Annotated in this window: 20 protein-coding genes; 12 read left to right on the top strand and 8 right to left on the bottom strand. The window is 48.3% G+C overall.

Going from position 1 to position 25,314, the window contains the following annotated elements:
- Positions 1-38: 38 nt before the first annotated feature.
- Entirely contained in the window at positions 39-2,915 is a 2,877-nt protein-coding gene (locus AC50X8_RS04705; protein WP_494878865.1) for an S-layer homology domain-containing protein, read from the bottom strand.
- Positions 2,916-3,285: 370 nt separating this feature from the next.
- Between AC50X8_RS04705 and AC50X8_RS04700 the strand changes: the two genes are divergently transcribed.
- Complete coding sequence (locus tag AC50X8_RS04700) at positions 3,286-4,923, top strand: alkaline phosphatase (RefSeq protein WP_056031252.1); 1,638 nt, start codon at positions 3,286-3,288, stop codon at positions 4,921-4,923.
- A 118-nt stretch (positions 4,924-5,041) separates the two neighbouring features.
- Here the strand turns inward: AC50X8_RS04700 and AC50X8_RS04695 are convergent, their stop codons facing one another.
- A complete protein-coding gene (locus AC50X8_RS04695) occupies positions 5,042-5,581 on the bottom strand; it encodes a hypothetical protein (RefSeq protein ID WP_056031249.1) in 540 nt (179 codons plus the stop codon).
- A gap of 130 nt (positions 5,582-5,711) precedes the next feature.
- Between AC50X8_RS04695 and AC50X8_RS04690 the strand changes: the two genes are divergently transcribed.
- Both AC50X8_RS04690 and AC50X8_RS04685 read left to right on the top strand, forming a co-directional pair.
- Complete coding sequence (locus tag AC50X8_RS04690; protein WP_494878864.1) at positions 5,712-6,359, top strand: DUF3885 domain-containing protein; 648 nt, start codon at positions 5,712-5,714, stop codon at positions 6,357-6,359.
- A complete protein-coding gene (locus AC50X8_RS04685) occupies positions 6,344-6,574 on the top strand; it encodes a deaminase (RefSeq protein ID WP_494878863.1) in 231 nt (76 codons plus the stop codon). The genes AC50X8_RS04690 and AC50X8_RS04685 overlap by 16 nt, the downstream gene beginning before the upstream one ends.
- Before the next feature lie 58 nt (positions 6,575-6,632).
- Here AC50X8_RS04685 and AC50X8_RS04680 read toward each other — a convergent pair whose 3' ends face one another.
- The gene (locus tag AC50X8_RS04680) at positions 6,633-8,090 is read right to left on the bottom strand and encodes an alpha-L-fucosidase (protein WP_494878862.1); all 1,458 of its coding nucleotides are present in this window, start codon (positions 8,088-8,090) and stop codon (positions 6,633-6,635) included.
- Positions 8,091-8,216: 126 nt separating this feature from the next.
- On the opposite strand from AC50X8_RS04680, the gene AC50X8_RS04675 reads away from it, so the two are divergent.
- Together AC50X8_RS04675 and AC50X8_RS04670 are read left to right on the top strand one after the other, a co-directional pair.
- On the top strand, positions 8,217-9,041 hold the full coding sequence (locus AC50X8_RS04675; RefSeq protein ID WP_494878861.1) for an AraC family transcriptional regulator: 825 nt from the start codon (positions 8,217-8,219) through the stop codon (positions 9,039-9,041).
- A 128-nt stretch (positions 9,042-9,169) separates the two neighbouring features.
- The gene (locus AC50X8_RS04670; protein WP_494864674.1) at positions 9,170-10,069 is read left to right on the top strand and encodes a manganese catalase family protein; all 900 of its coding nucleotides are present in this window, start codon (positions 9,170-9,172) and stop codon (positions 10,067-10,069) included.
- A gap of 142 nt (positions 10,070-10,211) precedes the next feature.
- On the opposite strand, the gene AC50X8_RS04665 is transcribed toward AC50X8_RS04670, so the two are convergent.
- Positions 10,212-11,948 carry an ABC transporter ATP-binding protein gene (locus AC50X8_RS04665; RefSeq protein WP_494878860.1) on the bottom strand — a complete coding sequence of 579 codons (1,737 nt, stop codon included), beginning with the start codon at positions 11,946-11,948 and terminating at the stop codon, positions 10,212-10,214.
- Positions 11,949-12,135: 187 nt separating this feature from the next.
- On the opposite strand from AC50X8_RS04665, the gene AC50X8_RS04660 reads away from it, so the two are divergent.
- The 4 genes from AC50X8_RS04660 (at position 12,136) to AC50X8_RS04645 (ending at position 17,637) form a co-directional block, all read left to right on the top strand.
- Complete coding sequence (locus AC50X8_RS04660) at positions 12,136-13,512, top strand: ABC transporter permease (protein ID WP_494879066.1); 1,377 nt, start codon at positions 12,136-12,138, stop codon at positions 13,510-13,512.
- Positions 13,513-13,526: 14 nt separating this feature from the next.
- Positions 13,527-15,038 (top strand): ABC transporter permease, encoded by a 1,512-nt coding sequence (locus AC50X8_RS04655; protein ID WP_494864678.1) that lies wholly within the window; start codon positions 13,527-13,529, stop codon positions 15,036-15,038.
- Between the two features lie 159 nt (positions 15,039-15,197).
- The gene (locus AC50X8_RS04650) at positions 15,198-17,039 is read left to right on the top strand and encodes an ABC transporter substrate-binding protein (RefSeq protein ID WP_494878859.1); all 1,842 of its coding nucleotides are present in this window, start codon (positions 15,198-15,200) and stop codon (positions 17,037-17,039) included.
- A 94-nt stretch (positions 17,040-17,133) separates the two neighbouring features.
- Positions 17,134-17,637, top strand: a complete 504-nt coding sequence (locus tag AC50X8_RS04645; RefSeq protein ID WP_063892470.1) for a hypothetical protein — start codon at positions 17,134-17,136, stop codon at positions 17,635-17,637.
- 21 nt (positions 17,638-17,658) lie between these two features.
- On the opposite strand, the gene AC50X8_RS04640 is transcribed toward AC50X8_RS04645, so the two are convergent.
- From AC50X8_RS04640 to AC50X8_RS04625, 4 genes are all read right to left on the bottom strand, one after another.
- Entirely contained in the window at positions 17,659-18,435 is a 777-nt protein-coding gene (locus tag AC50X8_RS04640) for an ABC transporter permease (RefSeq protein WP_494878858.1), read from the bottom strand.
- Positions 18,436-18,442: 7 nt separating this feature from the next.
- A complete protein-coding gene (locus AC50X8_RS04635) occupies positions 18,443-19,252 on the bottom strand; it encodes an ABC transporter permease (protein ID WP_235533059.1) in 810 nt (269 codons plus the stop codon).
- Complete coding sequence (locus AC50X8_RS04630) at positions 19,249-20,121, bottom strand: ABC transporter ATP-binding protein (protein ID WP_056031218.1); 873 nt, start codon at positions 20,119-20,121, stop codon at positions 19,249-19,251. The genes AC50X8_RS04635 and AC50X8_RS04630 overlap by 4 nt, the downstream gene beginning before the upstream one ends.
- A gap of 738 nt (positions 20,122-20,859) precedes the next feature.
- Positions 20,860-21,564 carry a GNAT family N-acetyltransferase gene (locus AC50X8_RS04625; protein ID WP_494878857.1) on the bottom strand — a complete coding sequence of 235 codons (705 nt, stop codon included), beginning with the start codon at positions 21,562-21,564 and terminating at the stop codon, positions 20,860-20,862.
- A 173-nt stretch (positions 21,565-21,737) separates the two neighbouring features.
- Between AC50X8_RS04625 and AC50X8_RS04620 the strand changes: the two genes are divergently transcribed.
- From AC50X8_RS04620 to AC50X8_RS04610, 3 genes are all read left to right on the top strand, one after another.
- Positions 21,738-22,637, top strand: coding sequence for a hypothetical protein (locus tag AC50X8_RS04620; RefSeq protein ID WP_056031210.1), 900 nt, complete (start codon positions 21,738-21,740; stop codon positions 22,635-22,637).
- 186 nt (positions 22,638-22,823) lie between these two features.
- The gene (locus AC50X8_RS04615; protein WP_494864686.1) at positions 22,824-24,536 is read left to right on the top strand and encodes an ABC transporter ATP-binding protein; all 1,713 of its coding nucleotides are present in this window, start codon (positions 22,824-22,826) and stop codon (positions 24,534-24,536) included.
- Positions 24,537-24,816: 280 nt separating this feature from the next.
- Positions 24,817-25,227, top strand: coding sequence for a GNAT family N-acetyltransferase (locus AC50X8_RS04610; RefSeq protein WP_494878856.1), 411 nt, complete (start codon positions 24,817-24,819; stop codon positions 25,225-25,227).
- Positions 25,228-25,314: the final 87 nt, after the last annotated feature.

Here is a 25,314-nt window from a genome sequence, read left to right as displayed (position 1 = left end):
ATATGGCGATGCCGCTGCGCTATTTTTTATGCAACCTATTAAGGTGCTGTTTGTGGATCAGGCTGTTGTTCGAGTTGTTGCTCCTGCTCCGGTTGTTGTTCTGGCTCTTCTTCTTGCACGGGTTCTTCAGAAGGTCTTTGACCGTTGTTGACAAGGTTCAAGCCACCTACAGGATTCGTATTCGAGAATGTATTAACATCCGTGAACGTGATTTGACCGTCCGTGATAGTCATTGTGAATACCGTCCAATAACGCTCGTTTCCTCTATCGGTTGGCACTTCGTACACTTTAATTGGTGTAGGGGAAGAACCACGGTACACTTCAATTTTGGCACCGGAAGCCGAAATTGTGCTTGCTCCGGAGTAGTGATGCACATAGAAAGTATACGTGCCGTTTGTATCTTTACGGATCGTTGTTGTTTCTGGTCCATAAGACGATGTGTCATCTAGATCCAGATCAGCAATTTTGGAATTGTTATAATAATAAGCTTTATCCGCATACCAAGTGTGGAAGAATCCGCCTTGTGCAGCTGGTCCAATTAGATGCGAATCCAGATCGGCAGGGTCCTTGCCCCATGTTAATACGATACGCGTTTCATTTTCGGACGGGATGCCGATTGCAGTCTGGTTTTCATTTTGGTTATTTACATTTACTGCCGATACAGCAGTCATATAGGTCGTTACATATGGCGTGCCTACGCCGCCCAGCTCACCTGTGTAAATGCCAGGAGCCAAATAAATGTAATATCTTCCGTTAGCATCGGTTACAGCTGTTCCAACAACAGGGCCACTTGTAGCGCCGAGGCCTTTGCGGAACTCAATCGTCAGGTTAGCTACAGGATTACGGGCAACATCAATGATGGTACCGCCGAAGCCTGTCAGTTTAACCGAACCGCTTTGGCTGCCTGCGAACTTGGTTTTGGCTTCATTCGCTTCCACATGTACGTACAGCGTGGAGCCATAGCTTTGAACCGGATTAAAGGTGATTTTGCCATTCGCATATTGCAAGCCGCTCAGCTCATAAGCTGCACCGTTCAGCGTTGCGGAAATTGCGAAATCAGACAGGCTCACATCATCCACTTGCTGATCAAAAGCAACATCAACTGCGCCGTTCGTCACTTGTACCGCCGAAATCGTCGGGTATCCTTGCTCATAAACGGCTACCGTTACAGGAACCTGCACATTGTACAAGCCATAGGTTGCTGTAATGAAGGTCGTACCTTCGCCAACCGCTTTAACCTTGCCATATACAACTTCAGCTACAGAAGCATCTGAACTGGTCCAGTTGGAATGAGTCGTAATATCTTTAGCGTTAGCTGTGTATTTCACGCCTGTCGCAACGATTTGACGTGTTGCTCCAATCGCTGAAAGCTCAAAGCCTAGAGCAGGTTCAGCAATGATGCTGGAAACCGCAGGATCGGCTTGCAGGTTTGGCTGGCTTGGCAGCGAGCTGAAGTCTACGCCGTCTGCATTGACCACTGCATCAGTAATCGAGCCTTGTCCAAGGAAGGAAACGATCGCATCAAGTACGGCATTTGCAACGTTAGAGCCATGTTCCAGGTGGAAAACGGTATTCAGTGCGCTTGCGAATACATCCAGCTGACCGATAGAGCCGTTCTCGCCTAGCGTGATGGCTGCTTGTTCAGCATAGACGGAAACCGAATTAAATACGCCGTTTAACGAAACTTGTGCGTTATGTGGAACGTTGCTTGAGATGTTGATGTTTCCAACTTGTCCAACCCCTGGCTGTGTTTCGATAATAGCGCCAGAGCGAATCGCAACCTGCTGAACATCGGTTCCATTTTCCAATACGAGACGAATGCTTCCATCTTGCTTGTCTACAATGACGGTTGCCAGAGTGGAGTTTTGTACGTGAATACTGTTAGGGCCGCCACCATTAATGGTCGTCGATCCGCTAACGGTAACGTTCTGGAGCGTTACATCGCCATTGCCGATGCTAGTTTCCAAGTACAGATTACCCGAAATCGTTGTGTTTTTAAGGGTAACATTGGCAGCGTAGATGCGGACATCGCCAGTCACCGCACCCAGCGTGTGCTCACCTGCGGAATTAATGGAAGTGCTCGTCGATCCGCCATTATTTCCACCGTTATTTCCACCGTTATTTCCACCATTGTTTCCACCACCGCTGCTGCTGTCTGATGACTTCGGCGGGTTTGTTGGAGTCGGGGTAGCAGACGGTGCTGGTGTAGCAGTTGCACCGAGCGAAGCGGCTGCCAGCTCATAGGACGATTTGTTGAAGACGAATTCGTAGGCTAGACGAGCTAGCGCTTGACGATCTGCTACGCCCGAAGGATTGAAGCGAGTTGTACCGTCTGCATTGGCTACGCCTTTAATGAAGCCGATTTGGTAGGCGAAGGAAACGGAGCTTTTCGCCCATGCCGATACAGTGGAGAGATCCGAGAGCTTCTCATCCAGCGGCACCGCTTTAGCAGCTTGCTCCAAGCCGAAGGCGCGAACAAAGAATACGGCGAGCTCTTCGCGTGTAACGGTTTTGTTCGGAGCAAATTGGTCGGCGGAAATGCCTTGCGTAATGCCGGATTTCACAAGTGCGCCAACATAGCCGTTATACCAGCTGTTGCTGGCCACATCTTTGAAAGATGCGGCGCTTGCAGCATCCTGCTCTTTGCCTAGAGCAAGCACAAGCACTTTAGCTAGTTCCGCGCGAGTAATAGAGTTCGAAGGCTTAAAGCTGCCGTCGCCATAACCGCCGAGAATGCCTTTTTCTACTAGAGCGGTTACTTCATCTTTAGCATAAGATTTCTCGATGTCTGTGAACGACACGGAGGAGGCGGCTGCCTCTGCGCCAAAGGCGATATAGTTCGTGGAAAAAATCGATAAGACCATTGCAAAAACAAGTGCGACTGAAATACGTTTGCTTGCCATGTTGCCAATCATCATAACTCTCTCCCTTATCTATTCTCTGTTTGCCAAACAATTGCATATTGTGCATAGGACCTAAAACAATAAGACTATGTACTCACTCTGCATAGAAGATAAAATAGGTCTTTTTGCTCAATAGTATAATACTACCATGGAAAATAATGAATAGGGAAGATGTTTTATTGAATTTATCAAAATGTTTTGTTGAATAAAGCTGAATAAAGTAGAAAAAACGCATGTATCTAAGGATTCAAGCGATAAACTAAATATGGGTAATTGTTGCAAATTTACAAATAATCAAAGTGACCTTTACATTCCCCTATCAATTCTCTTATAAACTAGTTGTGTTGAAGCATTATCCAATCTAGTTAATAGGAGGATGTACATGTTAAAGAGGTTCCATGCTCGTGCAGCCAAGGTAGCACTGGCAGTCGCGACTATTGTGGCAGTAACAACTGTAGGGGGAAACAGCGGAGTGAGCGCAGAGGATGAGCAATCGCCAATCAAAAATGTGATCATTCTCATTCCTGACGGCATGGCAAATGATGCAACGGCGCTCGCCAGATGGTATAAAGGCTCTTCCTTAACGCTTGATCAAATGGCGAGCGGCATGGTCCGCACCCACTCGGCAGATGCGCCGATTGCGGATTCTGCTCCTGCGGGCACCGCTTTTGCTACTGGACATAAATCGCATACGGGGTTTGTTGGCGTTTTGCCAGACAAGGCTACGATGCCGGGCCAAAAGGCTATCGCCCCGGGCGATGAGAGAAAGCCGGTTGCTTCTGTGCTGGAAGCTTCCAAGCTTGCGGGAAAAGCGACGGGCATCATTGCAACCTCGGAAATTATGCATGCGACTCCGGCTGATTTTACCGCTCACTATCCAGACCGTAAAAACTACGATGCCCTAAGCAAGCAGCAGGTATATAATCAGGTCGATGTTGTATTAGGCGGCGGCAGCGATTATTTGGTTCCGTCCGGCCGCAGCGATGGCGAAAATTTGGTTTCCTCCATTAAAGCGCTCGGTTACGACTATGTCACGACGCCAGCGGCGATGAAGGCCTCCAAATCGGGCAAGCTATGGGGCATGTTTGCTCCGGCAGGCCTGTCCTATGATATGGACCGTGATCCCGCTAAGCAGCCAAGTCTCGCCGACATGACGCAAAAAGCGATCGACATTCTTTCCAAGGATAAAGACGGCTTTTTCCTCATGGTAGAGGGCAGCAAGGTGGATTGGGCAGCTCATGCCAACGATCCAATCGGTATTATCAGCGATGTGCTGGCCTTTGATAATGCGGTTAAAGTAGCGTTGGATTTTGCGAAAAAGGACAAGCAGACAGCCGTTGTTGCTGTAACGGACCATGGCAATGGCGGTTTGACGATCGGCAGCGCCGCAACGACAGGCACCTACGATAAGGAGCCGTTGTCCACCTTCATTGGCCCGCTGAAGAAAGCGAAGCTGACGGGTGAGGGCTTGGAGGCGAAGCTGGATGCGAAGAGAACGAACATTAAATCTGTGCTTCAGCAATATTATGGCATTTCGGATTTGACGACGGAGGAAATGGCGGCGATTAAAGCTGCGGAGCCGGGCAGAATGAATTATGCAGTAGGCCCTATGATCAGCAAGCGTGCAGGTATTGGCTGGACAACTGGCGGACACACCGGCGGAGATGTGGTGCTGTACACATATGCTCCGAATAATGACCGGCCATTTGGCGTCATCGACAATACCGATATTGCGAAGTATATGGCTCGCGTGCTGGATCTTGATTTGGATGCGGTCAGCAAGCAGCTCTTCGTGCCGGCTAAGCAGGCTTTTACGGCTAAAGGCGCGAAATACGAGCTTAACCTGAAGGATGCGAAAAACCCAACCATCCTCGTGACGAAGGGCAGCCAGAAGCTGGAGCTGCAAATTTACAAAAACATCGCCGTCCTGAACGGAAAGAAAACGACCCTTAAAGGCGTCATCGTTTACAACGGAACCGATGCGTTTGTGCCGCAGGATGCTGTAGATCTGATTAAATAAGCGATGGATTGTGAAAATAGTGCAAAGAGCAAGAGCCCGCATTGGCTGCGGGCTCTTCTTTTTGCTGCTATGCGCTATATTGACTATGGAATGATTAGCCTGTTATGTGGTGGGCCGCTTATTTTCCCTCTATGCTTGCAGCGGAAACCTCGCCCAGCGCTCGCAAAGTCAACAGAACATGCTCCAGCAAGCTCGGAATATCCTCCATTTGCTCCTCGTTGATTTTGCGCTTGAACGATAGCTTAATCTCGTTCTGATGCTCCGCCTGCCCCTCTGAGTAGACAAAGCTGAGCGACTGCACAGGGACAGGGTTTTCCGGCCAAATCCGCTGGAATACCGCTTCAATCTGCGGACATTGCTGCTCGAAATCCTTCACCCTCATATGAAAAAGCAAGCTCAGCTCGCAGCCGGGCGCCTCTCCCGGCAGCTCCAATAGCTCGGCGGCCAGCTCCTTCAATGAGGCTTCGAGCCGCAGCTCGGCGGTTACGGCTTCCTGCCCGGTTAAGTGGAAGGCAAGGCTGAAGGCTCGTCCCATAACGGACATTTCCATCGTATCTTTGCGGCCTGTTATCTGAATCGTTTCGTCCAGCGTATCCAGATCGTACAGCTGATTTTCAAAAGCAACCTTCAAATTATCGAATACGGTTGGATCAAACATCTTTTTTCCCTCGCAGTGGTCATATTTTTAATGTCGAAGCAAATATTGAAGCGTTTCAATAGAGCTGTGTTCATTATACAATGGTTTTCTGGCGAAGGTGAGAACGATCAGATTTGAAAGAGGTGATGGGATGGCGTTTGATTCACATTTAGATCATTTCTTACTGCATTATTTTAAGAGCCTGCCTTTAAAAAGCCCGATATTTTATAATGCGCCAGTAGGCATTAGATTCGAAATGGGCGGAGACATATGTGAAGCTGCGGCTAGAGCTGAGAAAGTCAAAAGCAGAGCGCTGGCTTTATTTAATGCGATTAATGGATACGAGGATTTTATTTATTTTGTGCTATTCATGGATAGCTGGGACGAGCACCCGGTTACTCTTTTTGAAAAAGATGTGTATAAGACTTTCAATGATTATATTAGCGGCATTCCTATAAGTGAAGTATCAAAGCAAGAGCAGGAATATCGATACAAGAGCCCGGATGATGCGGATGATATTGTGACGGTAAGGTACTATGCCCGCGTGAAGCTTCAAAATTTGAACGTTAATTCTCTTTTAGAGGCGATTGCAAATCGTTCGCTTGGTCTTGAGCCAATTATTGATGGGGACATATATATCATTAATGAAACGAACAAAACGATTTTTCATCTCTATGATGACAGAGGACTGGACATTATCGCTGAAAAAGTGGAGACGTTACGGGGGATATATAAGCAGTATAATGATTGGATTTTAGATTATGATCGGAAGAAAGTGGACGAATGGTTTACGCTGTGAAGCTTTTTGCTGTGAATTTTTGGAGGGATAATTGGAATGGACGAGCGGGGAACCACATGCTCCAGCTTGAAAATAAAAGGTTTATCGCGGACAATGGACTGACGCTGTATACGACCTGTGAGCCATGTCCTATGTGTACAGGGACGATTGTATTGTCGATGATCAAAAAAGTCCTTAGCATTTGCAAAAGAGTCAACTGCAAAACCCACCGCTAGCCTTTATCCGGCTGTTGGTGGGTTTGCTTTTTTTAGACGAATGGATACATTGATCTGATTAATCCACTGTAATCTTCAACACAACCGGATAAGAGCTGCGAACATCATTCGTCTTCACGACGAGTGCTTCTGCTGTGCGTTCCCATACAGGCTGCTCCTCGAAGCCGAGTACTTCGATCTGCTGAATAATGCCTTGAAAATCGTGGGATTTCTCCTTCAGCGACGTAATTTTAACCTCGCCGTCCTCTGGATAGACGAGTACGGTGGCATACAGGCTGCTTCCCTTCACGGTAAAGCGGATATCCTGCGGTGTGAAAATTTTGCTTTTACCGTCCGTAAATTGTCCCTCTACAACCTTCGTCGGTCCTTCCCCATAAGTGCGCCAGTAGCTCGTGTCATAAATGGCCTCTCCGTTCGTCTCAAGCCATCCTCCGATCGCGAGCAAAATGTCCTGATCCTCCTGCGGGATCGTGCCATCGGCTTTCGGGCCAACATTGAGCAGCAGATTGCCGTTTTTGCTGACGATATCGACCAAATCTTGAATGAGCTCCAGCGGCGACTTATAATCATTGTTAGGCGTGTAGCTCCATGAGTTTCGGGCAACAGCCGTATCGGTCTGCCAGTAATACGGTTTCAGCTCAGCGAATTGTCCGCGTTCCACATCGGGAACGGCGCTGCCGAGCATGTAGGCGTCATGCTTATAGTTAATGATGCCCTCGAAGCCAAGCTCAGCGGATTTATTGTAATAATAGGCTGCGAGCTTTTTCAAATACGGCTTGAACGAGGCATGCTGAATCCACCAGTCAAAATATAAAACTTTCGGCTCATAATTATCGATCAGCTCGCAGCAGCGAATGAGCCAGTCCTCCATATATTCATCCGTCGGTGGCGATTCATACAAGTTATGATGATCTGGCTCCGGCATAGAAGGCCAATACAAGTCGCCGCACGCAAGCGGTTCATGGATATCGGATTCAAACTCCTTGCCATGCGACAGGAAGAACCAATGCTCTGCACGGTGTGACGAGACGCAGAAGGTCAAATCCTTTTGCTCGAAAGCGGTTTTCATCTCATTCAGCAAATCCCGTCTAGGTCCCATTTCATAAGCGTTAAAGCGGGAAATGGCGCTTTTGTACATTTGAAAGCCGTCATGATGCTCCGCAACGGGCATCACATATTTCGCTCCCGAGCGCTGGAACAGGTCGGCCCACTCTTCGGCGTTGAATTTTTCAGCCTGGAACATCGGGATAAAATCTTTATAACCAAAGTTTTTATGCTCGCCATAGGTGGCAATATGGTGCTCATATTCCTTGCTGCCCTGGATATACATATTCCGCGGATACCATTCGCTGCCGAAGGCCGGAACGGCGTACACGCCCCAGTGAATGAAGATGCCGAATTTAGCTTGCTTATACCAAGCCGGAACCTCAAATGCGCCGAGAGATTGCCAATCGTCACGATAAGGGCCCTGCGCAATCGTTGCGGCTATTTGGTTCAAATACTCTTGTTTATTCATGGTTTCTGTTACCGTCCTTTCCGATTTGAAATCTACATGGCTATTCTAGCAAGCGTTAACAGGATTAAGAATGTGGGACACTAACTTTTATTTGTATAAAATTAACCATGGAAGCGGGTTTGCCCCATGAATGCTCATTCCTTGCTCGCCTATTATTTGTCCCATATGCAGGTGGAGCTATTTATCGCCCATCATAATACGGTCAGCACCGAATGGCGGGATCTCGATTTTACGCCGGATTACAGCAAGTTTTATTACATCGAGCATGGCAGCGGCTGGCTCAAAATCGGGGACGAGGAGTATTCGCCTGCTCCAGGCGAGCTTATTCTGGTGCCGGAGGGCGTGCCCCAATCGTATTCGGTCATAGAGGGGAGTGCCACATACCGCAAATATTGGTGCCATTTCAGCGCCAAGGTTGGGGAAATCAACCTGTTCAAGCTGCTGGATGTGCCTTATCTGTGCACGGCTGCTGATCAGGAACGGGTACGGACGATTTTTGCCGAGCTGGTGTTTTATGCGAACGACCAGACAATCTATGCCAGGCTGCTTGCAAAAGCGAAGCTGCTGGAGCTGTTTTCATTGTTCATTATGCAGCAGGGCGAGGAGAGCATCAGCTTGAAAAATGCGGCTGCCACCCAGCGGCTGACAGAAATTTTGAGCTATATCCATATGAATAGCGGCAGCGATATCACCATTCAAGACCTGGCAAAGCGGGCGTGCCTGCATCCGAACTATTTTATAAGAATGTTCAAGGAGCAAATGGGCGTGCCGCCGATTCAATACATCGCTCGTTTGAAAATCGAAAAAGCGAAGGAGCTGCTGGCCGATTCAACGCTCAGCGTTAGCGAGGTCGCCGAGCAGGCGGGCTTTAATGACCTGTTTTATTTTTCAAAGCAATTCAAGAAAATAGCGGGCCTGTCTCCGACAGAGTTTAGAAAACAAGGGCCATAAAAAACCAGCTTCATTCTCCCATTGTTCTCCATTACGGATATCGTTCCCTGATCCAGCAAATAATAAAGCGTCGCAACTTATTGGCGCTGTCAGAGAAGTCTGATACTGACAATGATGGAGGGTAAAGCATGTTCAAACGCTTGGATGAAGTGTTGATCGAAATTCCGAATGCCGGGCGGCCTGAGCCGAACGCGGCGGCTGCGGTGCAAGAGCTGCTGGGCGGAAAATTTGGCGAAATGTCTACGCTGAGCAACTATTTGTACCAGTCGTTTAATTTTCGCTCGAAAACGAAGCTGCGCCCGTTTTATGATTTGGTTACGAGCATTACGGCGGAGGAGCTAGGCCATGTCGAGCTCGTCTCCCACGCGATTAACCATTGCTTGCATGGCTCCACGACACCGGGCAAGCCGGATGAATCGCCGCTGAAATCCGTTAAGGACTGGCGGATGTCGCTTCCTTTCCTGTCTGGCGGACAAGGCGCATTGCCCGTTGATTCAATGGGGCGGCCGTGGACGGGCGAGCATGTATTCAACAGCGGAAATTTGGTCGAAGATTTGCTGCATAATTTCTTCCTGGAAGTTGGCGCCAGAACCCATAAAATGAAGGTGTATGAAATGACCTCCCATCCGGCTGCGCGTGAAGTAGTCGGCTATTTGCTCGTACGGGGCGGTGTCCATGTCGTGGCGTATGCGAAAGCGCTGCAAGTGGCGACCGGCGTCGATGTGACGAAGCTGATTCCAATTCCTTCTCTTAATAACAAAGCATTCAATGAAGCGCGCAAGTATGAGGAGAAAGGCGTTCATACGAAGCTTTATACGTACAGCGATAATGATTTTAAAACGATTGACCAAATTTGGAAGGGCACGCATCCAGAGGATGGGCAGCCGCTTGAGGTTATTCATGGGTTGCCGAAGGGCGTGCCTGTACCGGAATATCCAGAGGTGGAGGAGGAATTCGCGCCGGGCATTTCCGCTGAGGATTTTGCCGCCATTGCCGAGAGGCTGAAGGCCGCGGGTAATATCCATTAACCTTGCCTGCACACAGGATGCCAAATGGAGACACAGCCCCGTTTCCATGAAAAAGAACGCTAAACAGCCAGCACCTGCCGTCTATTTTCGGCTAGTGCTGGCTGTTTATTTAATAAACCTATGCTAAGGCTGATCCGGAAGCTTAAGCTCCTGCAACGGCGACAAAATGTCCCGGCTTCACTTCAATAAAGGAAGAATGCTCCAGTCCGTACGGATCGGCTTTGGCTGCCTCCGTATGCGGCAGCAGCCGCTTCTTCGACTCAATCGCAGGATCAGGAACCGGGATAGCTGCGAGCAGCGACTTCGTATAGGCATGGAGCGGATTCGAATACAGCTCCTCGCTTTCAGCGAGCTCAACGATTTTGCCCTTATACATAACCGCGACCCGGTCGCTAATATGCTTAACCATGGATAGATCATGGGCGATAAACAGGTAAGTCAGGCCAAGCCGCTGTTGAAGCTCCTCCAAGAGCTTCACAATTTGCGCCTGAATCGAGACGTCAAGGGCAGACAGCGGCTCGTCGCAGACGATAAATTCCGGCTCGACCGCCAGCGTGCGGGCGATGCCAATGCGCTGCCGCTGCCCGCCGGAAAACTCATGCGGATAGCGCAGGGCATGGGAGGCGTTCAGCCCGACCAATTCCAGCAGTTCCTCTACGCGTTTGAGACGGTTTGCCTTGCCCTTCGTTAGGCCATGAGCGTCCAGCGCCTCGCCGATAATATCGACAATGCGCAGGCGCGGGTTAAGCGAAGCATAGGGGTCTTGAAAAATAATGCCCATATGCCGCCGCATTTGCTTCATCTCGGCCCGGTTTAAATGCTGGAGCGGGATGCCTCGGTACAGCACTTCCCCGCCAGTCGCTTCGTTTAACCGCAATATGGTGCGGCCTGTCGTCGACTTGCCGCTGCCTGATTCGCCAACGACGCCAAGCGTCTCGCCAGCTTTAATATCAAAGCTCACATTGTTAACGGCCTTAACGATTTGGCCTTTGCCGAGGTCAAAATGCTGCCTGAGCGAGCGCACCTGCAGCAGCGGAACATTGTCCTCCGGACGGGCTAGCAACGGCTGCAGCTTAGGCTTCTTTTTTTCATCGAGACGCGGCAGGGCGTGAAGCAGCTTCACCGTATAAGGATGCTGCGGATTTGCGAAAATTTGCTCCGTCGTGCCGCTCTCCACGATTTCTCCATCCTTCATGACGACTACGCGGTCGCACATCCCCGCTACAACGCCCAAATCATGCGTGATCAGTATAATGGACGTTCCGAGCTGCTGCTGCAATTCCTTCATTTGCTGCAAAATTTGCGCCTGAATCGTTACATCCAGTGAAGTCGTAGGCTCGTCTGCGATGAGCAGCGAAGGCCTACAGGCAAGGGCAATCGCAATCATCACCCGCTGCCGCATGCCGCCGGAAAATTCATGGGGATATTGATAGTAGCGGGACTCGCTATCAGCTATTCCAACCATATCCAGCATTTCAATTGCCGCTTTGCGGGCCTCCTGCTTGCCAAGCTTGCGATGCTTGATTAAGCTTTCTTCAATTTGCCGGCCGATACGCATCGTCGGATTGAGCGAAGACATCGGGTCCTGAAAAATCATGCCGATATCCTTGCCGCGTATTTTCTCCATTTCGTGCTCTGATTTATGAGCGAGATTATCGCCTTGAAACAACACCTCGCCGCCTTTGACGATGGAGGGGGGAGAAGGGAGCAAGCGCATGATCGTGCGGGCGGTTACGCTTTTGCCGCTGCCCGATTCGCCTACGATGCCGAGCGTTTCCCCTGGATGCACTTCGAAGCTTACCCCGCGTACCGCCTCAACCTCTGAATCACGAGAAAAGAAGGAAACGGACAAATGATTGACTTGTAATAATGGTTTCATATCGTCACCTGTGCAAATCATATTTAGTAGAATGTTGACATTTTGTATTCCTTAAAATAAAATCTACTATATCTATCGGAATAATGCAATTAAAATGCTGAATTAAAAGGAGCGGACAGGCTTGACGGTGCAAGACTTGAAAATTGGAAATGGCATCACAGACCTAACGGCTGCTGTCTATCGTAAAATGCTTCAGCATCCAGCCTACAGGCTGCTGCTGCTCATTGCAGGCGCACCTGTATCCGCATTCGTATTCGCGGTTTATGTATATCACAAAGCCCGGTTTGGCTATCGCCGGCTTGAGGAAGAGACGAGACAAGAGCTGCTGCAAGCAGGCAGCATGGACAAGCTGCTGGCGGAGGCGCTGGATCAGTTGCAGCGCAAGCAGCAATTTTTCGGTCAGACGCCCGGCGCACACAAAACGGAGCAGGAAGCGAGGCGAATCGCTGCCGCTAAATTTAAAGAGCAGCTTGCCGCCCGCGTATTGGAACGGCTATCGGAGGAGCCGCAAGGGAAGCTGACGTTCAGCGATACGTTTGACTCCCTGCTCAAGCGGCCCGCATTTTTCGTATTATCGTTTATTCCTGGCCTGCTGATGTACGCCATTATGGCGCTTTATGCGAACCCGTATGTGAAATATATTGCCGAGCGTCTGATTATGGCGATATTTGTTATTTTCGGTGTAGCCTTTTTAGTTTTTACGATTTTATATATTTCGCCAATGAATCCAGCAGCCAACATATTGGGAGAAACGGCTACCGCGGAGCAAATTGCGGCGTTTAACCAGCTGTATGGGCTGGATCAACCTTATCTTGTTCAGCTATGGAATACGATTAAGGGCATATTGACCTTTGATCTGGGCCGTTCCTTCGCAGGCAATGAAAGTGTAACGACAGCTATTGCCGGCAAATTTCCGGTTACGCTGACGCTCACCTTCGTATCGACGTTGATCGCCGTATTGATTGCTTTGCCAATCGGCATTATTTCGGCAACGAGGCCAGGCTCCTTTTTCGACTACACCTTTATGTTCATTGCTTTGCTAGGGCTGTCGATTCCGAATTTCTGGCAAGGATTGATTTTTATTTTGAATTTTTCAATTAAGCTATCCTGGCTGCCAGCAACTTATAATCCGCAAAATGCGCTGTCGGCGATTATGCCGATCATTGTTCTAGGTACAGGTCTGACGGCGGCTGTTGCGCGCATGACTCGCTCTTCGACGCTGGAGGTTATTCATGAGGATTATATTACGACCGCCAAAGCGAAAGGGCTGGCCCGCCGGCAGGTCATTTGGAAGCATGCTGTAGGCAATGCGCTCATTCCAATTATTACGGTGATTGGGCTGCAATTTGGCGCGATGCTTGGCGGGGCGGCAGTGACGGAGAAGGTGTTCAATATTAGCGGGATTGGGAGCTATATTGTGGACAAGCAGTTTATTCCGGATATTCCGGCCATTATGGGCGGGGTTGTCTACACGGCAATTACGATATCGGTTATTAACGTCATTGTGGATCTGCTTTACGCCTTCTTTGACCCGAGAATTCGCTCCAAAATGAAACAATACTAAAGCAGGTGCTATCCGTGTCCAATGTTTTCATAAACAAGCAGCAAATTCGATTTAAATTAAAATCCAGCCTGGAGTACAGCCAGTCCAGCTTCGCTGGCATTGTCTCCCTGGCTTTGGCGCTTGTACTGCTGCTCAGTAGCTATACGCCTGCCGACGCTTCGTTCAAGCCGGGGGGACTGGCCCTAAGCGCTGCCTATTTCGGTTTTGCGCTGCTGCAGCTTGCGGTATGGGCGTTCATTCGGCGCGATTTGCTTAAAGGGGGCGGCGAGCTTCGCCGCTCGACTAGAGCGCTCGGCTATGTGCTGCTGCTCAGCCTGGCGACGGCGAATGTGTTCATTGCCACCGCAGCATTCCAGCTCATTAAACGGAAGAAGAGCGCAGCTTATACGCTTGCGGTTTATACCTTGCTAACTACGTTGCTAGTGCTCGCCGTATCTGCTCTAAATTTGTTCAAGCCTTATGTGGCGAATACATTTTTGCTTGGCATGCTGCTGCTTCTCATCTCGGCGTTGGCCCAGCTTGCGAGTCTGCTGCTCGTTGCCAAATACGCTGACAAGGCGGAATTGCCGCGCTGGATGTGGTTGGTCGCCTTGATTCTAATCGCAACGGCAGTGAGCGGCAATCTGTTCGCGCTGTTCCTCGGCTTGCTGCTTATCGCCAAGCTGCGGGATCGAAGCTTTACATCCGGCTCACGACTTAGCGATGTGGTGGAGCGGCTGTCCAGAAGCTCAACGTCGATGCTGGGACTGCTCTTTATTTTGTTCCTGCTGACCTTGTCGGTCACCAGCTATTTGATCTTTGATTATGGAATGGCTATCGATAATAATTATGGAGCGATTTTGCAGCATCCAAATCTCGCTTATCCGCTGGGGACGGACAATTTCGGCCGGGATTTGCTTTCACGCATCGTATTCGGTGCTAGAATATCGCTGATTGTCGGCTTTTTATCGACGCTCATTCCCGTCCTAATCGGCGGTGTGCTGGGTGCGGTGTCCGGCTATTACGGCCGCCATGCAGATAACATCATCATGCGTGCACTCGATGTGCTGTACGCCATTCCAGGCATTTTGCTGGCTATTGCGATCATTGCCGCTTTTGGCGCCAGCACGACTAATTTGATATTAGCGCTCAGTATCGGCGCTATTCCGACCTATGCCCGAACGATGCGGGCGAATGTGCTGCTCGTTTCGACGCTCGAATATGTACAGGCTGCGCGGGCTTTCGGCTCAGGAGACTTCGTTATTTTGTTCAAGCATATTGTGCCGAACGCTATTGCTCCGATGATTGTGAAATCGACGCTTACGATAGGCACAGCCGTTATTTCAACGAGCAGCTTAAGTTACCTCGGTTTGGGCGTCGAGCCGCATATACCGGAATGGGGCAATATTTTGCGGCTGGGCAGTGCTTATCTGGAAACCCACGCCTATACGGCGATTTATCCGGGGCTGGCGATTATTGCGCTCGTGCTGTCGTTTAATTTTCTCGGCGACGGCCTGCGGGATACATTAGATCCGAAGCTGGATTAGGGCAGTGCTAAAGCTGCAATTGCAGCTGTATTTGCTTTTATATTTGCTGTAACCTCATTCATATTCTATCCAAAGCTACGTTACGAAACGATGTATGGGCGATGTACGAATGTGAGTTAACTTATAGACTATAGAATAAAGACAAGAGGAGAGAGAAACATGAAACACACAAGCAAGCTATTTTCACTCATTCTGCTCAGTTTGGCTATTATGCTGAGCGGCTGCACATTGACGACGAAGGATGAGGCTGCCAGCACGCCGCAAGCGACGGAAGGCGCAGAGGCGGTTGTCGACAGCAAGCCGGTTGATATTGAATTGCTCGGAATGAGCAGCAATGAGGCTGATCTGAACATTGTACGTGACCAGCTGGCGAAAAACGGCTTTAACGTAAAGCTGAACATTCAAGCCGATTACGGTACGTTTAAAGCACAGCAGGATGCTGGCAACTATGATATAGCGTTGTCGAGCTGGACGACAGTAACGGGAAACCCGGACTATGCGGTTCGCTCGCTGTTTAAAACCGGCGGTGACTATAGCATTATGAGCGATAAGGACATTGATGCCCTCATTGATACGGCTTCCACACAAACACCGGATCAATACACAGAAACGTATAAACAATTGGAGCAAAAGCTCGTTTTTGACAACGCCTATATTGCTCCGCTTTACAGCTCGCTTAAATCGCAAGCGTTTAATCAGGAAGTGCTGAACAAGGACAGCGTTCGCCTATCGAAGTCTAGATCGCTCCCGTGGGAAGAGCTGGATTTTAAAGATGCATCCAAGCGCAATACGGAAGCGTTGGTGCTGCAATCGGCCATGGCGACCTTGACTTCGCTTGACCCGATTAAAGGCAATGACGGCTCCATTAACATTATCAACACGAACCAATACGTGCGCCTGCTGAACCTGACCGATGACGACAAGCTGACGGCGGAAGGCTCATTGTCGTATAATTTTGCGATTGCCGAAGGCAATTCCGATTATTATTTCATTTTGCGTGATGATATTCATTTCGCGGAAATTAAAGACAAGCTTGTTGCCGATTCTGGCGAGCGTGTAGGCGCCGACGACGTTATTTTCTCGCTGGATCGCGCCAAAAATAAAGATTCCGTTCCTGACCACCGGACGTATACCCTGCACGAGCATATTAAAAATGTCGAGCTGATCACTGACCCGGCAGCGCTTGAGTCTGTAAAGCTGTCGAGCGGCAGCGGTAATGTGAAAAATGAACTGGAAAAAGGGCTCGATGCCAAAATTTCCGAGCTCGTGTCGGATAAAGCACAAGCAAATAGCAAGGAAGGCAAGTACCAGGTTGTGAAGCTGACAACAACGGTGCCATTCCCGCAAGTGCTGAATTATTTGGCCCACCAATCTGCGGGTATCGTATCCAAGAAGCAGGTAGAAAAAATTAATACGTACGATGTAGCCAAATTCGATGTGAACAAGGATATTCCTTACGGCGACCAAAACACGGTAACCGAGGGCAGCCAGTACAACAATACGCTGTACACAAGCGGACCTTACATCTTGGCTCACAAAAACGACTATGAAGCTGTCTTCTATAAAAACCCTGGCTATATGAAAGGCACGAAGCATGAGCCGAAAATTACGTCGATTAAAGTTCGCTTTATTAAAGATGCCGATAGTGCATTGTCCGCACTTCGCAGCGGCGAAATTCATCTTTATTACAGCGTGCCTGAAACGAAGTTTGACATTGTGAAGGGCGACAGCAAGCTGGCGCTCCAGACGCTTCCGAGCAACGCGGCTTCGTACCTGCTGTTTAATACGAAAAACCGTCCGGTTGCAGAAAGCGCAGATTTGAGAAAAGCGGTGCTTTATTCGATCAATCAGGATGAGTTTTTAGCCTATTACGGCGGCAATAAATTTAAAGCTATTTCTACGCTTAGCCCGCTTGTGAAAACAGGCCTTGAGCTGAAGGCTGATCCGGCAAAAGTAAAAGAGTTTTTGAACGCCTACCAAGCAGGCGCAGCAGCTAAATAATAGAAAGAGATTGCCCCCCTCCTTCGTGATGGTCGGGGCAATCTCTTTACTCATATAAGGACAAGCGTTAGCACAGATAAAGGAGACGAATAACATGGATGCAAAGACAGGAACGGTTATTAAACTATCGCAATGGGATGCGCTATTGCTGGAATCGCTTAAGTCCTATGGCTGGACGAATGAACAATTGATTCGCAAGGTGCATGAGGGCGATTTACCCGTAGATACGAGCCCCTTTCAATTTGACTACAGCCTATTGAATGCTTTAGCCAGCAGCGATGCGGAGCTGTTTGCACAGGCTGTGAACGAGGGCTATCAAATAAAATACAATACGATTCGCGGCATTCACAGCTGGATTAAAGTTGCTTTTCAGCAAGAAGCGGAGCTTCTGTTGGAGCCAGGAGGCGAATCGGTCCATGCTTGGCTGACGAACGCTGAAGCTGACCAGCTTGCCTCGGTGCTTTCTTACGGTTGGACATTGTCCAAGCTGGATGGTGCAGCTCCCCAATTAACCGAAGCAGCTGATACAGTCAATGTACCGGACGCACCGGGCGCGGCTGGCCGTGATGCCTATCGCATTTATCCGGCGGCTCAGTAACCAGCTGCTTATTCCGCAGCACTAGGACCCGGTCGAGCGGTAGCGCCGAACGCCAATTTGCCAGATGAGCAGACAGGGTGCAAGAAACAGCGGCCCTGCCAGCGGCAGAAAAGCATACATCGGGCTTGCCTCGCGGCCGAGTATGTATTGCAGCGGCAAATAGTTGGCACAGCCGAACGGGATAATGAAGGTGAAAAATTGCTGAATGCGCCGATGGTAGATGCTCAGCGGATATTGCGTCATTTCCCGCCCGCCATCGGTTAAAATATTAGCGATCTCCAGTCCCTGCACGGTCCAGAAGCTGAACGAAGCGCACAAAATAAAGATGCTGGCAAAAATAATGACGCCGCTTGCTTCCATCAGCACGAGCGCCGTTATTTTAAGCGGCGACCATGGAATGTCCAGATTCATGATCGTCCAGACGAGAACCACAATTCCGAGCAGCAGCCGTCCGACGCGAGAAAATTCAAATTTGGAGCCCAGCACCTGAATAATGGTGCCGCGCGGCCGAACGAGCAGCCGGTCGAAATCTCCGCTGACGACTAGCGAGGAGAACATATCAAATCCGCGTGCAAAGCATTCGGTAATAGAGAAAGCCATATGCGTCACAGCAAAGCACAGCAGCACCTCGTAAAAGCTCCAGCCTTTCATTTCCCCGAAACGCTCGAACATGAAATATAGCCCGGCAAATACGGTAAATGGCGTTAAGCATTGTCCAAGCACGAGAAGCAGAAAAGAAGCGCGGTACTGCATTTGCGCTTTGAACAGCAGCAGCATGTATTTAAAATAAAGCGTCATCGCCGCATCAGCCTCCTTGTACAACGACGCGTCGCAGCGCCTTGTTCATCGCGATTTTGCCAAGGAAAATAAGGGCAGCGAGCCACAGCAGCTGAAACAGCAGTCCCGTTCCGGCATCTAGCGTGGAAATGTTGCCAGTGTAGACGCGAAAGGGGAAGTCAACGGTCCAGTGGAAGGGCAGAGCGTAGACGATCCGCTGCATCCAATCCGGCATAAGCGGCACCGGAATAATCATGCCGGCGAAAAACTCGCCAAACACGCTGAACATCAGCAGGGAGCCGGCCGGAGACATCGTAATAAATACGGAAATATAAATGAGCATGGAGATGGCCACGATCAGAAACAGCCCTATGATAAGCGAGCAGACGAATAGGAAAAAGGCGGCAAAGTCAGGCGGCAGCTCAAGCCTGTAGGGCTGAGGCAGAAAGACGCTGACCAGCAATATCGGCAGGCAGCGAAGCAAAGCGCTGGACAGCCGCTGGGCGAGCAGCTTGGCATACCAGAGGCCGTAAATGCCGCTGGGCCTGCACAGCTCATAGGCAATATTGCCGCTTGTAATGAGCTGAAACAGTTCATTGTCTCGCAGCCATAAAACGATGAAGGCAAGGAACGCTTGCTTGAGCCAGCAATAGGCGACAACCTCGGAGAGGCTCATCTGTGGTGCGGCGGCACTGGTCTGGGCATAAAAGGCTTCAAACACCATAATGAAAATAAAGCCGAAAAAAAACTGCGTCCCGATGCCGGCGTATGCGGCGGCACGGTATTGCAGCCCGTTGCTGAGCCGCAACCTGAGTACGGCGTAGTAAGGTTTAATCATAGTGCGTACTCCTTGTACATTTGCACGACAATGTCTTCAATGGACAGGCTGTCGTTAGAATGGCCCCGTTCAGACGTTGAAGCGGATGCCTGTTCCAGCTGTGAAGCTTGCGGCGCCTCAACTTTTCCGCCATAGCGGCTGCGCAGCCCCTGCACGGTGCCGTCATAAAGCAGCTTGCCTTTGCCGATGAGCAGCAGGCGGCTCGCGAGTGCCTCAATATCAAACATATCATGGGTCGTCAAAATGACGGTAACGCCTTTTTCTTCATTGATCGTTTTAATGAACTGCCTGACGGCGATTTTGGATACGGCATCGAGCCCGATCGTCGGTTCATCGAGAAACAGCAGGCTGGGACTGTGCAGCAGCGAAGCAGCAATTTCACAGCGCATGCGCTGTCCAAGACTGAGCTGGCGAACGGGAGTGTGCAGCAGCGCTTGTAAATCCAGCGTTTCTACGAGCAATGCCAGAGTAGCCCGATATTCCAGTGGGGGAGTGCGATAGATGTCGCGCAGCAGCTCGAAGGAGTCCAGTACCGGAACGTCCCACCATAGCTGCGAGCGCTGTCCAAACACGACGCCGATATTTTTCACATATGAAACGCGATCCTTCCAAGGGGTGTACCCCATAATCGAACACGTCCCGCTATCCGGTACGAGAATGCCGCTCATCGTCTTAATTGTCGTCGATTTCCCTGCTCCGTTCGGGCCGATATACCCGACAATTTCACCGGAGCCAATCGTGAATGAAATATCCTGCAGCGCCTCCACGACCGTATATTCCCTCCGAAAAAGCGATTTTACCGCATGCGCCAGGCCCGGCGGCCGCTTCGACACCAGGAACGACTTGCTTATTCCGTTAACCTCAATCAAGTGCTTTCCTCCTCACGTTGTTAAAATGACAGGGAGAAGATAGTAGCATTTTATGGGAAGCGCTGTCAATCGATTTTTTTATTAGCTAGGATGTGTATGCAAACTGGAGCTCTTCTTGCTACACCTTGCTAAATGCATACTAGAGGCTCATCTTCTCTGACATTTCAAGGCTTATGGAGCCACAGCATGCGATTGTTGCTAAGAACACAGTTGCAGAGAACGCTGTGGCTAAGAATACGCAGCTTGTGGGGCTCAACTCCTCTTCTGAAGGACTGAGATTCCGCTATTCTGGATTTTGATCCCATTTTGGACCTTAAGCGGACAGGAAATCCGCTATTGCCTTCATAATCCTCTCAAAATGATGATGGGCAGCGCATTAGCGGCTCCTGAGTCCGCGCCTATGCCAAAACCAGCGATTCGGTTGAAATAGCGGCTGCTGTGTCCTCCAAATCTACGTTTGTGTCCTTGTGCAGGAAGCAAACCCCTGGAACGAGGAGCGCGAGGTTGCCTTTTGGTAAGTAGGTTCACATTCATGCGGGTTGCATTCGCGGTGGTTGCGGGAGTATGTTTGACGCTTGCATCTATCGGGATTTGGCTCGCTTACGTTTGCATACACATCCTAGATTTTAGAAAGAAACGATGTCAGGATTTAAGAAAAGTAAAAGCGCCTTGAACAGGCGCTATTTTAATTGCTTTATCTGAAAATATTGTGAGAACACAATTCTGTTTTCTTCTATTTCAATTGTGTTCAACCAAATCCTGCAAATTTGTCTCCATCAAAATAGCATCTGCTTTTTTCTGTGATACTCTTTTAAAACCGCATTTTTCATAGTATTTAGCAAGCCTTGCGTGGCTTTTAAAAGTCTCTTTCTTTTTAGAGAGGGTGGATTGCATTGGTTTTGCAAATAAGAATACCATTCCATTTGCGTTTCTAATAAGATTTTTAAAAGTATATTGAATTAAATTAATACCTGTGTGTTGTCCCCGAAACTTTGGATGTACATCGACTCGTCTTATGTAGAATAGACTTCCAAATGAAAAGGGATCATTATATAAATCGTGCTCCTCAATCTGATCGGCCCGGTTGCCTATAATACAATGGTCTTCATCCAGTGTGTCTAACCACATGGACCACGAATCTTCCATATGTTCTTTCCATTCAGCCGGAAATTCAGTAATGCTGATACTCGCAATAACTAATTCGTTACTTTCGTTATCTAAATGGTATTCTGCTTTCAGTTTTTCTTCTATATCTTGTGCATTTGTTTCTTCTAATATCATATCTAAAGATGCTACTAATTTAATACCATGCCTAATGGGTGAGAAATCAAAATTTTCTTCAAATTCAGGATATTCTAGATATTCATTGAAAGTTCTATGAGTGACCGATGTGTACAACTGAATGCTGTCATTTTTTGAGTCTGTCATATTAAGAGCGAACATGTCTAAGTCTCCTCTGGATAAAAGTGTTATAATAGATAAATATTATACTTATTTTTAATGGGAATTGAAAGTTGTGCTATTAAGAAAATATCTTTTGGGAGTTAATAGGACTGAAAGCACAAGCTAGTTGCTACATGATTTATATAAATTTTTAGACGTAGAAAGGAGATTGTATGAGTAACATTGTAGATTTATATATTGAAAATAACTTCATTCCTTTGGTTAACAGTCTTGATGCTAATCAAGAGGTGACTTCGAAAATATCTATTGATATACATAATAGACTTTCATCTATTTTATATAGATGGAGAGATGAAGAGTATCGTAATACGCTGCTAATGCATGGAATTGAAGAGGCAACGTATTACCAACCGGGATCTAACATTGGTGTTAATTCACTTGTAGTAGTGGGGATAAGGAATAGTTTGTTAGAAGATGCTGCTAGTACATTGTTAGCGGCAAGGGGGTTAGGTTTAACAAAGCCGATTATTTCTGATCTACAGGTTAGGGTTATTACTTCTGATGCAATAAGCTTTTTATCAAAATATGATTTAAATATTAAAGCTCAAGAAGTGGGAAAACCGCAAGAAGATCCTTTTGAGGAGCTTCCCTTTAAGTACCCACTAGCATGGGAGGTTATGAATTATCTTAGTAAGTGCAAAACTTATGTGAATTTTCAAAAAGATAAAAAACATAGCATTTCACATCTTAATTGTGAAACTAATAATGATAAGAATATCGAAATTGAAAATCAAAGTGGGATGGACTCTAAAATAGGTCCTTCGCTAAATGAAATTCTTGAAACAGTTAAAAGTGGTGAGCAATCTTTTTTCTTCACAGACTCTTTCAAGGCAATATCACGTAATCCTGAAAAACTATATAAGGTTATTGAAACAGTATTAAATGCGGATGCTCCATTTGTTACGATTAATTATTATTTAAGCAACGGTTATGTATCCCGAAGACCTAGTTTGTTAAAACCGTTTCACGACGCAAGAGAGATAGAATCGAAATTGAAGAATACTGAAGGATTAAAAGCCAATCATCGAAAAATTCTTAAACAGTTGGTTTAGGACATATAAAGTAGTAGCGACCTTGGTTTCCATCTATCAGACAGAAAAGAATAAATAAACTAAAAAGTGTTTTGGTACACATTTCTGAAATCCTCCAAGCCAAACCTACAATAATCCATTGTCTCCCAACGCTGTTTTCTATATATTTTTAAAGAGACAGATGATAAGGGGGATTGAAGCAAGCTCATGATACGTCGTTTTTTTTCTTATTACCAGCCTTATAGAGGGCTGTTCATGCTGGATTTTGGCTGTGCGGTGCTGGCCGGGCTGCTAGAGCTCGCTTTTCCGCTAGTAGTCAACCGGTTTGTAGATGATCTGCTGCCAAAGGGAGAATGGATGATCATCTTGTGGGCGTCGCTGGCGCTTCTGGCCTTGTACATTGTTAATACGCTGCTGTTATTTGTCGTAAATTATTGGGGGCATATGCTCGGTATTAACATCGAGACAGATATGCGCAAAAAGCTGTTTGAGCACATTCAGAAGCTGTCCTTCAAGTTTTTCGACAATACGAAGACAGGGCATTTAATGACGCGTCTGACCAACGATATGATGCAGATCGGCGAGATGGCGCATCATGGACCAGAGGATTTATTTATCGCTGTTATGACGCTGGCAGGCTCTTTCGTGCTGATGATGCTCATTAATTGGAAGCTTGCGGTGATGACTTTTATCGTCGTGCCGGTCATTATTTGGTTCGTTATTTATTTCAACCGCAAAATGACGAGCGCCATTCATCAGCTGTTTACCGATATTGGCGATTTCAATGCCCGGGTAGAGGATAATGTTGGCGGTATTCGCGTCGTTCAGGCGTTTGCTAATGAGTCGTATGAGAAAGAGCAGTTTAACACGAACAACAGCCGTTTCCGTCTGACGAAGCTGCTTAGCTACAAGCTCATATCGCAAAACGGAACGATCAGCTACATGATGATGCGCTTAGTTACCGTATTCGTCATGGTATGCGGCACTTGGTTTGTTATTCAGAACGAGCTGACGTACGGCGAATTTATCGGCTTTTTGCTGCTGACGAACGTCTTCTTCAAGCCAATTGAGAAAATTAATGCGATTATTGAAAGCTATCCGCAAGGCTTTGCCGGCTTCAAGCGTTATGTGGAGCTGCTCGATATTGAGCCGGATATTGCCGATGCGCCGAATGCGGTGGCGATGGGCGAGCTTAAGCGCGACATTCGCTTCCAAAATGTTTCCTTCGGCTATGAAGGCGAGGAGAAGGTGCTCAATAACATAAGCCTGACTGTCGGCAAAGGGGAAACGGTCGCTTTTGTCGGGCCTTCGGGTGCGGGGAAAACAACGCTGTGCAGCTTGCTGCCGCGTTTTTACGAGCTGAATGAAGGCTCCATTACGGTGGACGGCGTCGATATTCGCCAGATCAAGCTGCAATCGCTGCGCAGCCAAATCGGCATTGTGCAGCAGGATGTATTTTTGTTCTCGGGCTCGATTCGTGAAAATATTCTCTACGGCAAGCTCGGTGCCACCGAGGAAGAAATATGGGAAGCGGCTCGAAGAGCGCGCCTGGATGATTTTATTCGTACGCAGCCGGAAGGGCTGGATACGGTCATTGGCGAGCGTGGGGTCAAGCTGTCCGGTGGGCAGAAGCAGCGGATGTCGATTGCAAGAATGTTCCTGAAAAATCCGCCGATTCTGATTTTGGATGAAGCTACGTCGGCGCTTGATACAGAGACGGAGCTGATTATTCAGCAGTCGCTGGCTGAGCTGTCGGAGGGCCGGACGACGCTCGTTATTGCGCACCGATTGGCAACGATCAAAAACGCCGACCGCATCGTCGTCGTTACTCCACAAGGCATTGAGGAGCAGGGCCGTCATGAGGAGCTTGTTCACCAAGGCGGCATTTACAGCAGGCTCCATCAGGCACAGTTTGGTTAATAGCCAAAGCAGATTACTTAGATTAAGCGGACCAACTCAACAACCAGATCGAGCAGATCAAGAGAATCCAGAGCGAAAGAAAGCAGATCAAGAGAAAGCAGATCAAGAGAAAGCAGAGTAAGAGCAAGAAGCAGAGCAAGAGAAAAGCAGTTCTCTTGCTCTGCTTCTTTATTTACCTGATGGAAGAGGAGAAGTGTTCAGAATCAGTTCAGTTTTATTTTATATAATAAATAATAAATGGTTTAAAGAAGATTGTACGCTCAAAGAGGTGATAGAGCAGATGATAATAAAAATAGCGCTTGTATCCGATGCCGAAGCCCTTATCACGCTGAAGCAAGCAGCGGGCAGAGGCCTTGCCGGCCGATTCGGAGCATACAGGCTGGAGCCCTCCATTTCGTCCTTGGCGGCTATAAGGAAGCAGTTTCAAGACCATATTTTCCTCAAAGCGGTTGTAGAGGGCGACGCGATCGTCGGTTCGATTCATTTGCATGTGCGAGGGGATGTTCCCTATATTGGCGGGCTCATCGTACATCCGGAATATGTGGACCAAGGGATAGGAGAGCAGCTGATGCTGGAGGCGGAAGCGCTGTTCAAGATGGGCCAGCAGCTTGATGCTCCTATATCGCATTATGAGGAGCAGGGCTATCGCAAGACCACATTCGTCTATAAACGTTTAATCCGGTTTCATTGAAAAATACCGTAAAAAATATGAGTCCGTCTGGCGCATAAGATCGTGAGAAAAAACAGCTGCAAGCAGGGTCTGAGAAGACCGATGCTT

The sequence above is a fragment of the Paenibacillus sp. JT22N15 genome, from assembly GCF_059383755.1.
This window is presented reverse-complemented; position numbering and strand designations above follow the sequence as displayed.

What these genes read in the sequence shown, in the direction of transcription:
- AC50X8_RS04705 (WP_494878865.1), bottom strand. Translation starts at nt 2,915, where the DNA reads ATGATTGGCAACATGGCAAGCAAACGTATTTCAGTCGCACTTGTTTTT.
- AC50X8_RS04675 (WP_494878861.1), top strand. Translation starts at nt 8,217, where the DNA reads ATGAATGCTCATTCCTTGCTCGCCTATTATTTGTCCCATATGCAGGTG.
- AC50X8_RS04695 (WP_056031249.1), bottom strand. Translation starts at nt 5,581, where the DNA reads ATGTTTGATCCAACCGTATTCGATAATTTGAAGGTTGCTTTTGAAAAT.
- AC50X8_RS04660 (WP_494879066.1), top strand. Translation starts at nt 12,136, where the DNA reads ATGCTTCAGCATCCAGCCTACAGGCTGCTGCTGCTCATTGCAGGCGCA.
- AC50X8_RS04645 (WP_063892470.1), top strand. Translation starts at nt 17,134, where the DNA reads ATGGATGCAAAGACAGGAACGGTTATTAAACTATCGCAATGGGATGCG.
- AC50X8_RS04615 (WP_494864686.1), top strand. Translation starts at nt 22,824, where the DNA reads ATGATACGTCGTTTTTTTTCTTATTACCAGCCTTATAGAGGGCTGTTC.
- AC50X8_RS04670 (WP_494864674.1), top strand. Translation starts at nt 9,170, where the DNA reads ATGTTCAAACGCTTGGATGAAGTGTTGATCGAAATTCCGAATGCCGGG.
- AC50X8_RS04665 (WP_494878860.1), bottom strand. Translation starts at nt 11,948, where the DNA reads ATGAAACCATTATTACAAGTCAATCATTTGTCCGTTTCCTTCTTTTCT.
- AC50X8_RS04680 (WP_494878862.1), bottom strand. Translation starts at nt 8,090, where the DNA reads ATGAATAAACAAGAGTATTTGAACCAAATAGCCGCAACGATTGCGCAG.
- AC50X8_RS04640 (WP_494878858.1), bottom strand. Translation starts at nt 18,435, where the DNA reads ATGACGCTTTATTTTAAATACATGCTGCTGCTGTTCAAAGCGCAAATG.
- AC50X8_RS04690 (WP_494878864.1), top strand. Translation starts at nt 5,712, where the DNA reads ATGGCGTTTGATTCACATTTAGATCATTTCTTACTGCATTATTTTAAG.
- AC50X8_RS04610 (WP_494878856.1), top strand. Translation starts at nt 24,817, where the DNA reads ATGATAATAAAAATAGCGCTTGTATCCGATGCCGAAGCCCTTATCACG.
- AC50X8_RS04620 (WP_056031210.1), top strand. Translation starts at nt 21,738, where the DNA reads ATGAGTAACATTGTAGATTTATATATTGAAAATAACTTCATTCCTTTG.
- AC50X8_RS04685 (WP_494878863.1), top strand. Translation starts at nt 6,344, where the DNA reads ATGGTTTACGCTGTGAAGCTTTTTGCTGTGAATTTTTGGAGGGATAAT.
- AC50X8_RS04625 (WP_494878857.1), bottom strand. Translation starts at nt 21,564, where the DNA reads ATGTTCGCTCTTAATATGACAGACTCAAAAAATGACAGCATTCAGTTG.
- AC50X8_RS04650 (WP_494878859.1), top strand. Translation starts at nt 15,198, where the DNA reads ATGAAACACACAAGCAAGCTATTTTCACTCATTCTGCTCAGTTTGGCT.
- AC50X8_RS04700 (WP_056031252.1), top strand. Translation starts at nt 3,286, where the DNA reads ATGTTAAAGAGGTTCCATGCTCGTGCAGCCAAGGTAGCACTGGCAGTC.
- AC50X8_RS04635 (WP_235533059.1), bottom strand. Translation starts at nt 19,252, where the DNA reads ATGATTAAACCTTACTACGCCGTACTCAGGTTGCGGCTCAGCAACGGG.